11 protein-coding genes are annotated in these 13,940 nt (G+C 52.4%); 8 read left to right on the plus strand and 3 right to left on the minus strand.

Annotation, left to right across the window (positions count from 1 at the left end; translation table 11 throughout):
* Positions 1–184 precede the first annotated feature (184 nt).
* Together carB and carA are read right to left on the minus strand one after the other, a co-directional pair.
* On the minus strand, positions 185–3,349 hold the full coding sequence (carB, locus tag MKMG_RS08110; protein WP_165077182.1) for a carbamoyl-phosphate synthase large subunit: 3,165 nt from the start codon (positions 3,347–3,349) through the stop codon (positions 185–187).
* Positions 3,349–4,404, minus strand: a complete 1,056-nt coding sequence (gene carA, locus MKMG_RS08115; RefSeq protein ID WP_165077183.1) for a glutamine-hydrolyzing carbamoyl-phosphate synthase small subunit — start codon at positions 4,402–4,404, stop codon at positions 3,349–3,351. The genes carB and carA overlap by 1 nt, the downstream gene beginning before the upstream one ends.
* A gap of 186 nt (positions 4,405–4,590) precedes the next feature.
* Here carA and MKMG_RS08120 point away from each other — a divergent pair, with 186 nt between their 5' ends.
* Both MKMG_RS08120 and MKMG_RS08125 read left to right on the plus strand, forming a co-directional pair.
* Positions 4,591–4,929, plus strand: coding sequence for a hypothetical protein (locus MKMG_RS08120; protein WP_165077185.1), 339 nt, complete (start codon positions 4,591–4,593; stop codon positions 4,927–4,929).
* Positions 4,930–5,015: 86 nt separating this feature from the next.
* Positions 5,016–5,303 carry a hypothetical protein gene (locus tag MKMG_RS08125; RefSeq protein ID WP_165077186.1) on the plus strand — a complete coding sequence of 96 codons (288 nt, stop codon included), beginning with the start codon at positions 5,016–5,018 and terminating at the stop codon, positions 5,301–5,303.
* Positions 5,304–5,339: 36 nt separating this feature from the next.
* On the opposite strand, the gene ilvD is transcribed toward MKMG_RS08125, so the two are convergent.
* Entirely contained in the window at positions 5,340–6,986 is a 1,647-nt protein-coding gene (ilvD, locus tag MKMG_RS08130) for a dihydroxy-acid dehydratase (RefSeq protein WP_165077187.1), read from the minus strand.
* Between the two features lie 109 nt (positions 6,987–7,095).
* Here ilvD and MKMG_RS08135 point away from each other — a divergent pair, with 109 nt between their 5' ends.
* The 6 genes from MKMG_RS08135 to MKMG_RS08160 form a co-directional block, all read left to right on the plus strand.
* A complete protein-coding gene (locus tag MKMG_RS08135; protein WP_165077189.1) occupies positions 7,096–8,163 on the plus strand; it encodes an ROK family protein in 1,068 nt (355 codons plus the stop codon).
* On the plus strand, positions 8,160–8,444 hold the full coding sequence (locus tag MKMG_RS08140; protein WP_254059134.1) for a hypothetical protein: 285 nt from the start codon (positions 8,160–8,162) through the stop codon (positions 8,442–8,444). Before MKMG_RS08135 ends, MKMG_RS08140 begins: the two co-directional genes overlap by 4 nt.
* 661 nt (positions 8,445–9,105) lie before the next feature.
* A complete protein-coding gene (gene cas3, locus MKMG_RS08145) occupies positions 9,106–11,286 on the plus strand; it encodes a CRISPR-associated helicase Cas3' (RefSeq protein WP_165077190.1) in 2,181 nt (726 codons plus the stop codon).
* A gap of 4 nt (positions 11,287–11,290) precedes the next feature.
* Positions 11,291–11,971, plus strand: a complete 681-nt coding sequence (gene cas5c, locus MKMG_RS08150; protein WP_256366075.1) for a type I-C CRISPR-associated protein Cas5c — start codon at positions 11,291–11,293, stop codon at positions 11,969–11,971.
* Positions 11,968–13,845, plus strand: coding sequence for a type I-C CRISPR-associated protein Cas8c/Csd1 (cas8c, locus tag MKMG_RS08155; protein WP_165077191.1), 1,878 nt, complete (start codon positions 11,968–11,970; stop codon positions 13,843–13,845). The genes cas5c and cas8c overlap by 4 nt, the downstream gene beginning before the upstream one ends.
* Positions 13,846–13,848: 3 nt before the next feature.
* A partial coding sequence (locus tag MKMG_RS08160) for a type I CRISPR-associated protein Cas7 (protein WP_165077192.1) occupies positions 13,849–13,940 on the plus strand: 92 nt, incomplete at its 3' end.

A 13,940-nucleotide genomic window follows, 5' to 3' on the forward strand; every position in this document is an offset into this window, starting at 1 on the left:
GTGACGCGAAATGCGCTCTGTGCAATCCTCAGACGCCCGGATTCCTCTGAAAGAAGACATCCACCCACCATTTTTTAAATGAGTTTCTGCGTGCGTCCGGCATCATCACCACAGCCCTCCGGTGACGAACCCTGTCTCTCAGATCGGCGGACAAAAAAAGGGGATGTAAATTGTTCTTCCAGCATCAGCCATGGTAGTGCGATAAAGGTTCAATCGTGATTGAATCCTTCTTCAGGCTGCGGATTGCCTGTGCTGCGGCATTGGCCGCCTGGATGGTGGTGATATACGGTATATTGTAATCAAGGGCCGCCCGCATGATACGGACATGGTCCTGACGGGAATATTTCCCCGAGGGTGCGTTGATGATCAACCGCAGGTCTCCCCTCCGCATCACGTCAATGACATTGGGGGAGCCTTCCTGCACCTTTCTCACGAGGTTTGCAGGAATGCCATGGGCATCAAGAAATGCCACCGTCCCCTCTGTCCCGAAGATCTTCAGGCCCAGTTCATGCAGGTTCTCTGCTGCGGGAAGTATGCCTTCCTTGTCCTCCGTCCCGACCGATATGAATACATTGCCTTCAAGCGGCAGTTCATTGTCTGCCGAGAGACAGGCCTTGTAGTAGGCACGGCCGAAGTCGTAATCAATGCCCATCACTTCACCAGTGGACTTCATCTCCGGGCCAAGGACCGTATCGACGCCGGGGAGTTTGTTGAAGGGCAACAGCACCTCTTTTACGGCCACATGCGACATCTCAGGTTCGGTATACCCAAGATCAGCCAGTTTCTTCCCGAACATCACCGTTGCCGCAATCTTTGCAAGCGGCATGCCGGTTGCCTTCGAGACGAAGGGCACCGTCCGGCTTGCACGCGGATTGGCCTCGAGGACATACACCACCTCGTCTTTGACGGCAAACTGGATGTTGATGAGTCCGACCACACCGATACCCACGGCAAGGCTTTTGGTATACTCCCGCACCGTCCCGATCACATCGGCCGTGAGAGACTGAGACGGAATCACACAGGCCGAGTCACCGGAATGCACACCAGCCTCTTCGATGTGCTCCATGATGCCGCCGATCAGGACATCGGTGCCGTCACAGACGGCATCCACATCAATCTCGATTGCGTTCTGCAGAAATGAATCGAGGAGGACCGGGTGCTGACGGCTGACCCGTACCGCCTCGCGGATATAGGTCTGCAGCTCCGTCTCGTCATGCACCAGCTCCATCGCACGCCCGCCGAGTACATAGGACGGCCGCACCAGCAGCGGGAATCCAATCTTCTCTGCGATGGTGAAGGCCTCCTCTTCCGAGTAGGCGGAACCATTGGCAGGCGACGGGATACTGAGCTCTTCCAGCAACTGGCTGAACCGGTCCCTGTCCTCTGCCATGTCCATCGCATCGGGAGAGGTGCCGAAGATTTTGGTATTCAGGTTGCCGGACTTCACCGCCCGCTCCAGCGGCAGGGCAAGGTTGACAGAGTTCTGGCCGCCGAACTGCACCATCACACCGGAGTAATTGTCCGACTTCAGGATGTTTGTCACATCCTCAAGCGTCATCGGCTCAAAGAAGAGCCGGTCTGAGGTGTCATAGTCGGTCGAGACGGTCTCGGGATTGTTGTTGACGATATGCACCTCAACCCCCTCTTCTCTCAGGGCCTTCACCGCATGCACGGTACAGTAGTCAAACTCAATGCCCTGCCCGATACGGATGGGGCCTGAGCCAAGGATGAGCACCTTCTCCTTTTCGCCGGGGACTATTTCACTCTCATCCTCCCAGGTGGAGTAGAAGTATGGTGTCGTCGCCGGAAACTCTGCGGCGCAGGTATCGACCATCTTATAGGTGGGCACACCGCCCACCTCTCCCACCGTCTGTTCGGATATGCCGGAGAGAGTGGCAATCTCTTCTGATGAGAAACCATACCGCCGTGCCGCCCTGATCGTCTCAGCTGAAGAATTACCTGCCGCAAGCGTCTCTTCCATCAGAACGACATTGCGCATCTTCTCCAAAAAGAAGGGTGCGATGAAGGTCAGTTCTGCCACTTCCTCAACGGAGAAACCAGCCCTGAACGCATCAAAGATACACCCGAACCGTTCATCGGTCGGGTTTGCGAGGAGCATGCGGATCTCTGACTCAGAGGTATGAGAATACACGTCCGTGTCAAGGGACCGCATCGCCTTCTTGAAGGCCTCTTCAAGCGTGCGGCCGATGGCCATCACTTCACCGGTTGACTTCATCGCTGTGGTGAGTGTACGGTCAGCGTTCGGGAATTTGTCAAACGGCCACCGCGGCACCTTCACGACCACGTAGTCAATCGCCGGCTCGAACGATGCCGGAGTGCATCCCGTCACCGTGTTTGTGATCTCGTCCAAGTTCAGGCCGATGGCGATCTTTGCCGACACCCGGGCAATCGGGTATCCGGTGGCCTTGGATGCCAGCGCTGAAGAACGTGATACCCGCGGGTTCACCTCAATAATGCGGTAATCGCCGTCCTGGTATGCAAGCTGGACATTACAGCCGCCCTGGATGTCAAGTGCCCGGATAATCTTCAGGGATGCCGCCCGCAGTTTCTGGAACTCGTCGTCCCTGAGGGTCAGAATCGGTGCAACGACCACACTCTCGCCGGTGTGGATACCCATCGCATCAACGTTCTCCATACCGCAGATGATGATGCAGGTATCAGCAGCGTCACGCATCACCTCAAACTCAATCTCCTTCCAGCCGATGACGCTCTCTTCAATGAGCACCTGGTGGATACGGGAGCGCTGCAGGCCCAGCTCCACAATCCGCTTCAGTTCGTCTGCTGAGTAGGCCACACCGCCGCCGGCACCACCGAGGGTGTAGGCAGGGCGGATGATGGCAGGAAGACCAACAGTTGCAAGCGCCTCATCCAGCTGTGCCATATCGGTGAGGATCAGACTCCGGGGCACCGGTTCACCAATCTCCTCCATCAGGTCACGGAACTGTTCCCGGTCTTCACCGCGGTAGATGGCCTTCAGTGGGGTTCCGAGGATCTCCACATTCTCCAGAGCACCCATCTCGGCCAGTTCTGCCGTAATATTGAGGCCGGTCTGACCGCCCATACCGGAGAGAATGCCGTCCGGCTTCTCTTTTTTAATTATTTCTGCGATGATGTCGGCCCGGATTGGCTCTACATAAATGATATCTGCCGTCTCCGGGTCGGTCTGAATCGTTGCAGGGTTGGAGTTGACAAGCACCACCTCCACCCCTTCCTCACGGAGTGCACGGCATGCCTGTGTCCCGGAGAAGTCAAACTCTGCGCCCTGTCCGATCTGAATCGGACCTGATCCAATCAGCAGCACTTTTTTTATTTCAGGTTTCAGCGGCATCAGGGTATCCTCCGGTACATCATATCAAAGATCAGCTCCTCCGTATCATAGGGGCCCGCATGGGCCTCCGGGTGAAACTGGACAGTAAATATATTCAGGTCTTCAGAAAAGAATCCCTCCAGTGTCCCGTCATTGACATTGGTAAAGAGCTTCTCACAGCCTTCCGGAAGGGTATCCCCATCCACCGCAAACCCGTGGTTCTGGGTGGTGATGAATATTCTGCCGTCACGATAACGGACAGGCTGGTTTGCCCCGCGGTGCCCGAACTTCATCTTATAGGTCTTCGCACCGAGAGCAAGGGCAGTCACCTGGTTGCCCATGCAGATCCCAAAGACCGGGATCTTTCCGATAAAGTAGCGAACCGTTTTTATGGCAGCCGTTGCACGCATCGGATCACCGGGCCCGTTTGTGATAAAGAGGGCCTGGGGTTTTACTGCCTCAATGACATCAGGGCTGGTATTATGGGGGAAGACATACAGGTCAGCACCACGCCTCTTCAGGCTTATGAGCATATTCTTCTTCACACCCAGATCCAGGACAGCGATACGCTTCCCCGTCCCTTTTATGCGGTATGCCTCCCTGCAGGATACCTGCGGGATGAGGTCTATCTCTGTGATCGAACGCTGGTTTCGTGCACATTCGACTGCGTAGTCACCATTGTCATCCCCGACAATCAGCGCCGCACCCAGAGTGCCGTTCACCCGTGTTTCAATGGTCAGTTTCCGCGTATCAATACCGGAAATTCCCAGCAGACCATGATCTGCAAAATAATCACCCAGGGATGGTGTGGCAGCAGGGGCTTTACACAGCTCCCGCACCACACACCCGAGGGCATGAACATTACTGCTCTGGAAATTATCGGGATCCACCCCATAATTTCCTATGAGCGGATAGGTGAACATCAGAATCTGACCCTTATAACTCGGGTCGGACAGTGCCTCCATATAACCGCCCATCTGAGTGGTAAATACCAGTTCACCGGAAGAGGTGCCTTCAACACCGAAGCCCTCCCCGACATAGTATGTACCGTTTTCAAGACCCAGAACCGCCTTCATTGAATAACCATATGTATTGAGGGGGATTCCTTATTAATAACTTGTAAGAGTATACAGAAAATATATGAGATCTCCTGTTCAAAGCAGGGCGATGGCCGGATTCACGAAATAACAAAAGGGTGGGCAATCCGGGCCAGATTCATTTCCGCAGAAGATAATAAGGCCAAAGAATATACATTTACGGCAATGGCAGAGACGACTGAAATTGAGATCATCGGGTTTTCAGACGGCGCATGCGGGCCGTTTCCCTGTGACGATACACGCACCTGCGAGCTTTCCACATGTGCCCCCTCGGAAAACCTGGTGACGGCATTTGAAGCCCTGAAGACTGAGCTTCAGGCACGTGACCCGGACGTCACCCTGAAACTGACCCTGCTGGACGACGGCGTCCCGGAATATGTAATGAACATTGTTGAGGAACACCAGCCCCCACTTCCAATAGTTCTTATTAACGGCACCGTTACCCCGATCGGCCGTATTTCACTGCCCCTCATTACAGAACAGCTGGAACGCCTCACCCGCTGAGCCGCTGCGGGAACGGGGCATATCTTTTTTGGCATGACCTTTGCTACTGCCGAATTCTTTATTACCGGGGAGCAGGAGTATAGTCCATGCCACCCGAGAAGAGATACCGGAGCCCGGATGTAATCCCGAGGGCAAAGAGGACGGTCCATGGCATCAGCCAGGACCAGCAGCGGAAACGCGAATTATACCGTCACCACCCGTATCACCACCTGCACCCTCACCCGGCCCATCACCCCTGGAAACACCCGAATCTTCAGCCGGACCACGATCCCCATACCCTTTACCATGAGGAAGACCTGGGCCCACATACCAATCAGCCTGGTCCCATCCGGTTTGCCGCCAGGATCACCCGGACCGGACGCAAAGGGGAGTGAGGAGAAGGGCGGGGGAAAAAGAGAGGAGAACAATTCTTATTTTTTCAGGACCGCACCGCGGTCTGCCTGGCAGACCGTTGCTGCATACCTGCTGAGCACGCCGGATAGTGACTTTACCGGGTGCTTCAGATGTTTCCTGCGTTCTTCGAGGAGTTCGGGGGTGACATCCAGATCGATCCGGTTTTGGGAGAGGTTGATCGTGATGCGATCACCCTCCTCCACAAGCGCAATCGGGCCGCCCACAGCCGCCTCCGGGGCCACATGACCGAAGCATGGCCCCCGTGTGCCGCCGGAGAACCGCCCGTCGGTGATCAGGACAACACGAGTGAGCCCGCGGCCCATGATGGCAGAAGTGGGGGAGAGCATCTCCGGCATGCCGGGCGCACCCGCAGGGCCTTCGTAGCGTATGACGACCACATCATCCTCAACGATGTTGCCTGCGAGAATCGCCTCCATTGCCGCCACCTCGGAGTCAAAGACACGGGCCGGGCCGGTGTGCTGCCACATATCATCACTGACCCCTGCCGCTTTTATCACCGCACCGTCCGGTGCAAGAGTGCCTGTTACAATCTTCAGACCGCCAAAGGCGTGCACCGGGTCGGAGAGCGGGCGGATGATGGCAGTGTCACCTGCCGGGGCGTCTGCCGCAAGTGCAGAGACCTGTTCACCCGATACCGTGAGTGCGTCCTCCAGCAGAGGTGCAAGTTCGCGCAGCACCGCAGGAATGCCGCCTGCATAGTAAAGCGTCTCCATCGAGTGGGGGCCGGAGGGCTGCATGTAGCAGATATGCGGCACTGCGGCACTTATTTCATTGAAGTCAGCCAGCGTGAGGGGCACGCCTGCCTCCTCTGCGATTGCCATGAGATGCAGGACGGTATTGGTCGAGCCGCCCAGCGCCATGTCTACACGGATCGCATTGCGCATGCTCTCCTTCGTGATGATGGAACGGGGTGTGGCATCTTCCCGGACAAGGCCGACCACCCGCTCGCCGCTCATCCGGGCAATCGCGAGTTTCTCTGCATGCACCGCAGGCGTTGCGGCACAGCGCGGAAGGGACATACCGAGGGCCTCGGTCATGCAGGCCATCGTATTTGCGGTGTAGAGACCCTGGCAGCTGCCGCAGCCGGGCATCGCACACTTCTCAAGGGCGATGAGTTCTGCCTCGTCCATGGTGCCTGCCGCCACTCTGCCGACACCTTCGAAGACATCGATGAGTGAGAGTTCCTTCCCGCCGCATTTGCCAGAGAGCATCGGCCCGCCGGTCACGACAATCGCCGGTATATTGCACCGGGCGGCCGCCATCAGCATGCCGGGAACGATCTTGTCACAGCTACAGATGCAGACCAGCCCGTCAAACCGGTGGGCCTGGATGACGAGTTCGAGGGAGTCAGCAATCGTCTCGCGTGACGGCAGGGAATAGCGCATGCCCTCATGGCCCATCGCAATGCCGTCACATATGCCGATGGTATTGAACTCGAAGGGCACACCGCCGCCTGCGGCGACGCCTTCGCGGACACGCTCTGCCACCTGCCGGAGGTTGAGATGGCCCGGTACGATGGTATTCCAGGAGTTGGCGATACCGATGAACGGTTTGTTCATCTCGTCGTCGGTGATGCCGAGCGCCCGCAGAAGAGAGCGGTTCGGCGCACGGACATACCCTTGTTTCACTTCATCGCTGCGCATGAATACTCATATATTGATGAATCTGAAGGGATATAATTGAGATGTGCACGACCCATTTGCTTCAAATATCTGGTGCACCTGTCTGATGCACACATCCTGGAATAAGACGATGAAACACGAAACGGGAGTATGTATTGCAGCAGCGGACATCGGTGCCACCCATGTGAGGAGTGCGGTATTTACCGGCGATTTTACCCGAGGATTGGCAGGAGAATTCACCGGTGATTTTGCAGGAGAGTTTTCCGGGGAGGTACAATGTGTGGTGTGCCGGAAGGAGTCGCTCTGCCGAAACGGGGCGGACGGCCGGGCCGTGACCAGACAGGTGATTCGTATGATACGGGCCGTCTGCGCAGAGGCGGGATGGCAACCGGATGCGGTCGGTATCAGCACGGCAGGCCCGCTTTCGGCAGGGAAAGAGAACATCCGGTCAAGCCCGAATATGCCCTATGCGGATATTCCGCTCCGGGCACCTCTTGAAGCGGCCTTCTCCTGTCCGGTCACCATCCTGAACGATGCCTCCGCCGGGGCATATGATGAATATATCTCCGGCACCGGGAAAGGATGCCGGAATCTGGTCTACCTGACCCTCTCCACCGGCATCGGCTGCGGGATCATCTCCGGCGGCCGCCTCGTCGAGGGGGCGAATGGCAATGCGGGGGAAATCGGTCACATCTGTGTGGACACAATCTACGACCTGCCCTGCGGCTGCGGGGGGCGGGGCCACTGGGAGGCGTATGCTTCGGGGAGCGGGATGCCGCAGTTCTTCCGGGAATGGTGCGGGCGGCATGGTTCTGAACTTCCCGCCGGGGAGACCGAGACCGAGACCGCAGCATCACTCTGTGCAGCGGCCCGTGCGGGGGATCATGACAGTGACCCGGACATCACCGCATTCTTCCGGGATCTCGCGGTGATCAACGGACGCGGGCTCTCGACCATCATTGCCGCATACGCACCGGAAAGGATTGTTGTCGGCGGCCCTGTGGCAACAGAGAACCCGGATATTATTTTTGCACCGGCGCTCAGGCATATCGATGCCTATCTCCCCCGTCCCGAGATTGTGCTCGGCAGTGCTGACGGGATGGCCCCACTCAGAGGGGCGGCGGTTTTTGCGGGGGAGGGGTTGGATGACGGAGAGATTAACAGCATTCTTCAGACTCCGTTTCCAAAAGAACCATGACTGATTTTCCATCATGGATTACTACCAGAGAGAACTTTTTAATCCCCGGTGCCACACTCATACATACGGAAAATAGGAGGATGAAGGACATGCTCGATATAAAACCTCAATATATTGTCTCAGATAACAACGAACCGGTAAGTGTTATCCTCGATATCAAGACCTTTCATAAAATAGAAGCTGTTATCGAAGACTATGGTCTTGACAGGTTCATGGACGAAGCCGATGACGATGAACCCCTGTCCATTTCAGAAGCTCATGAGTATTATGTGCAACCCTGAAAAAAATGCAACCCTGAAAACGAAGGCCTGAGCATGGCCAAAAGCCGGGAAGAAATTTATTCTGTCTTTCCATAATTCCTAAAAAAGAGCACCTCTGCCATTTTTTTTCATTTTGAAAGCATACACATGCTTTCATGATTTCCCTATGGTGTAAAACCCCTCCATATGAATATCAGATAGTAATTATCCGATTATTGTGGATTTACCTGACCGTGTTGCTGCACCAGCACGGGAGTATGGTGATGGTATCTTCCGATGCCGGAGATTGTGCTCAGTTCTGATGACGGGATGGCCCCGTTTAGAGGAGGAGGGGTTGGGAATTCGGTGAAGGGAGGGGGCATATCAACTATCGATAAAAACAGTTACCCCGTTATTCATCCCGACAGACAATCGTGCGAAACGAAAGAAAAATGATCGTCCCGTTTCCACAATCAGATTCATCTGAAAAAGGCTCATACAATATATTCTAATCCCATCCCAATCGAAAATACCAATTTACGTCTGAAAATCGTATTGCAGATTTAAAAATAACAAATACTTATTAATACTGCCAAGAATAATTTTGATATAAATTAACCGGCCAAATTGGGAATTTAACCTTCATTATTATTAAAATCGGAACCGTGAATTTACCCCATCAGCATCTTCAGAAGACCTTCACATGTATTACGCCCATACAACCGAAAAAGAGGACAAATCCGACTGGCAGACCCTTGAGGAACACCTGACAAACGTTGCAACGATCAGTTCAGCATTTGCAACAGATTTCAACGCAGGTGAATTTGCATATGCAGGGGGTTTGCTGCACGACATCGGGAAATACTCTCCTGAATTTCAAAAAAGACTTGAAGGAAATTATGGACGGGTGGATCACTCCACAGCCGGAGCCAGAGAGGCTGAATCTCTGTATCCGTTTCCCATGAGCAGGTTTCTCGAATATATCGTTGCGGGACACCACGGGGGTATTCCTGATTACGGAACCAATGTGAACGGACTAAAGAAACGGATTCGTTCTGCTGAGCTGCACGATTACAGCTCATATACTAAAGAAATACCGACACCTGTTCTAAATAGCAGTCATATCAGATTCTCCTGTGGAAAAAATAATCAGGGATTCACCTGTTCATTTTTTACCCGGATGCTCTACTCCTGCCTTGTCGATGCAGATTCATTAGATACTGAACATGTTACCCGTCCCGAACAGTCCGCCCTGAGAGGTCAGTATGACACATTTGAAGAGCTTTTAAACCGATTCGAAGACCACACAAAAACATTCGACACAGGTACAGAAAAGAACCGCATCAATCAGTGCCGGAATGATGTGCTGGCGCAGTGCAGGGAGAAAGCCCGGCTTCCCCCGCAGATGTTTACCCTGACGGTTCCTACCGGCGGAGGGAAGACGCTCTCCTCAATGGCATTCGCTCTTGACCATCTGAAAAAGAATGATCTCAAACGAATATTTTACGTCATCCCCTATACCAGCATCATTGAACAGAATGCCGATGTATTCCGGAAAATCTTCGGCAACAGGAATGTGCTGGAACACCACAGCAACTATGACCCGAAACGGGAGACGGAAGCTACGGATCCGATTCGTGAAAGTCTTGCCCTCTCAACAGAAAACTGGGACATCCCGGTTGTGGTTACCACAAATGTCCAGTTTTTTGAATCTCTTTTTTCAAACAGACGATCAAAATGCCGGAAGATACACAACCTTTCAAAGAGTGTGATCATTCTTGATGAAGCCCAGATGCTGCCCATAGGCTACCTGAAACCCTGCCTGGCGGCATTATCTGAACTTGTCCAGAACTATGGTTCAACGGTTGTCATATGCACCGCGACCCAGCCAAAAATCGGTTCATTTCTGGATGAACGAACCAAACCTCTTGAAATTATTGATGCACCCGACAAGCTCTATGAAACTCTCCACCGGGTTCATGTAAACAATGCCGGAGAACTGGATGATGAAGAACTCTCAGACAGGTTGAGAGATTTAAAACAGGTATTGTGTATCGTAAATACCCGCAAACATGCCAGTTCCCTTTTCGATACGATATCTGATTCGGAAGAATCGGATGGTTGTTTCCACTTAAGTGCGGCGATGTGCCCGGTGCACAGGAGAACAATACTCGAAGAGATCCGAAATCGGCTCAAAGACGGTCTACCCTGCAGGGTGATCTCCACCCAGTTGATTGAAGCAGGCGTTGACATTGACTTCCCTGTTGTCTACCGTGCGATGACCGGTATCGATTCTGTTGCCCAGGCTGCCGGTCGGTGTAATCGTGAGGGGAAATCTGAACGCGGAGAAGTCTATGTGTTCAGATCCGCTGAAGCGTATGGGAAGGCGACCAGCTGGCAGAAACGGGTTGCAGAGATTGGTGAGATGATCTTCAACGAATATGAAGATCCTCTGTCGCTTGATGCTGTTGAGAAGTATTTTCACAAGCTCTATTTCTACGAGGGAGATGACCGACTGGATAAAAAAGGCATATTGCACTCCCTTGATGAACGGCTGAATGAACTCGCATTTCCTTTTGAGAAGGTAAATGATGACTTTGCCATCATTGAGAACGGGACGAAAGATGTTGTCATTCCCTGGGATGCTGAAGCACGGGTTCTGATTAAAAAAATCAGGAAAAACGGTTTTCCGGAAAATTTCGGCAGAGGACTGCAGGGCTACACCGTTGCGGTGTATCCACAGGTATTCAAAGATTTGGAAAAATCCCGAGCACTGGATACCATTGGTGAACGGTTTCATGTGCTGACTGATGAATCTCTGTATTCTGAAAAAACAGGTCTTATGAAGCCTTCATCAGCTGAAATGCCGTTATTGATCACATGAAGAGGTGATTGTCATAGGATATGGAATTAAATTAAAAGTATGGGGCGATTATGCCTGTTTTACCCGACCGGAGATGAAGGTTGAACGGGTCAGTTACGATGTCATGACCCCTTCGGCGGCACGGGGCATTCTTGAAGCGATATACTGGAAGCCTGCAATCTGCTGGAAGATTGACAAAATTCATGTGCAAAACAAGATTGAATTTGATAATATCCGGCGCAATGAGGTGACGGGTAAAATCCCAAAGGGTGCAGTGAAGGCTGCAATGAACGGGAAAGAGACCACATTATGTCAGGTTCCCAATGAAAACCGGGTGCAGCGGGCATCTCTGGTACTCCGTAATGTATGCTACTGCATTGAGGCTCATTTTGAAATGACTGGTGATGCGGGGCCTGATGATACCGAAAAGAAGCACTACAATATTGCCCTTCGCAGGATGAAACGGGGCCAGTGTTTTCACCAGCCGTATTTCGGATGCCGGGAATTCCCGGTCAGTTTTGAATATCTTGAAGGGGAAACGCCTGAGTCGTATTATACCGGAGAAAGGGGCGGGGGGCGGGATCGCGGGTTCATGCTGTATGATATTGACTTCGAAAACGAGATGCAGGCTATTTTCTTCCGGGCGAATATGACTGACGGGACGGTTGATGTCAACCGATGTCTCGCATTCGGAGAGGTATCATGATCATTCAGTCCCTGTGCGAATATTACGATATTCTGGACAAGGATGAAAATATCCCGATATCCCGCCCCGGTTACAGTAGTGCGAATGTCTCGTTTAATCTGGTAATCTCTGAAAGGGGAGAAATATCCCACATCGTTGACCTGAGAACGGACGACAAAAAACCCCGGCCAAGAACGATTGAAGTAGCGCAACAGAAATCCAGGGCAAACGGCATCAACCCCTATTTCCTCTGCGACAATGCAAAGTATGTCTTTGGTGTCGAAAAGCTCAAACGTGCTGATTTTGAGAAAAAATATCTGAACAAATCAGATGGTGAGTATGTTGTACTGGAGGAAGATGACAAAGAAGTCACCCTCATAAATTCCCGGACAAAGGAGTATTTTGAGGGATTCAGAACACTGCACCACAATATTCTGGATGGCATGGATTCTGTCGGCGTGAAACGATTGCTCTTGTTTCTGGATACGTGGAATCCGGAAGAATTTCTTCAGAATCCAAAGATCGCCCAGTATAAAGATGAGATCCTCGCAGGCGGGAATATTGTTTTTGACGACAATGATTCGTTTCTGCACCAGAACTCCGGGGTCAAAGCTCTCTGGGAAAAGTATCATTCCTCACAGGCAAGTGGTGATGATACCGTCTTTAGCCCCTGCCTGGTGACCGGTGAAACAGAACCGATTGCAAGAACTCATCAGAAAATCAAGGGGATTTTCGGGGCACAATCGGCCGGTGCTTCACTGGTAAGTTTTAACGATAAAGTATTTGAATCGTACAACAAGGAGTGGAGTTTCAATGCACCGGTCAGCGAAATCTCGATGTTCAAGTACACCACTGTTCTCAACTACCTTCTCAGTCAAAAGGCGAACCGACTAAGAATTGGGGACACGACAACGGTGTTCTGGGCCGAGACAGACGACAAGACCGGTGAAAATCTGGCACTGTCCTTCATCAACCCTCCATCCCGCAAAAAGGATACCGATGATGACGCGAACGAACCTGAAAGAGTGCGGGATACGGCAACGCTCCAGCTTATTGAGGATGTCCTCACCAGAGTAAGAAATGGCCAAACCGTACGCAAAGAGGATATCGGGACAGACCCGGATGTGAATTTTTACATTCTCGGACTGTCGCCAAACAATGCCCGGATTGCGATACGGTATTGGTATAAGGATACTTTCGGGAATTTTGTTGATACGGTCGCCCAGCATCATCTGGACATGGACATTGTGCCGGAGTATTCGGGGAAATCTTTCGGCCCGGAATTCATCTCTGTCTACTGGCTGCTGCGTGAAACCGTCCCGAAAAGTTCAGACAAAAACGATGTCTCACCCATTCTCGGAGGGCTTATTATGAGGGCAATTCTGAATAAGACACCCTATCCCATCCAGATGTACTCCGCCATATTAAACCGGGTGAAAGTGGAGAAGACGATGAATACCGTTCGTGCCGGTTTTATCAAGGCATATCTTCTGAGACAAAGCAGAGCCGGTCTGACAAACATACCTGAGGAGCTGATTACTGTGAAATTAAACGAAGAGAGTGAGAATGTACCGTATCGCCTTGGCAGGCTGTTTGCGGTGCTTGAAAAAGTACAGAATGATACGAACAAGGATATGGGGGCGACGATTAACAGCAAATATTTCAGCAGTGCATCGTCAACACCGGCGGTGGTGTTTCCGGTGCTGCTCAAACTTGCGCAGCACCATATCAGTAAATCCGACTGGGGATTTAAGACGAACCAGTCAATCGAAGAAATTTTATCAGAGGTCAACGGGTTCCCGGAATATATGAACCTGGATGAGCAGGGCATGTTTATGCTTGGCTATTACCACCAGCGCAAAGCAAATTACCAGAAAAAAGTTGTGGAGGAGTAACAGATGAGTGAATGTATTAAGAACCGGTATGAGTTTGTATTGTTGTATGACGTAGAGAACGGGAACCCGAATGGCGACCCTGACATGGGCAATAT

The organism is Methanogenium sp. MK-MG (genome assembly GCF_009914725.1).
Classification (GTDB): Archaea; Halobacteriota; Methanomicrobia; order Methanomicrobiales; family Methanomicrobiaceae; genus Methanogenium.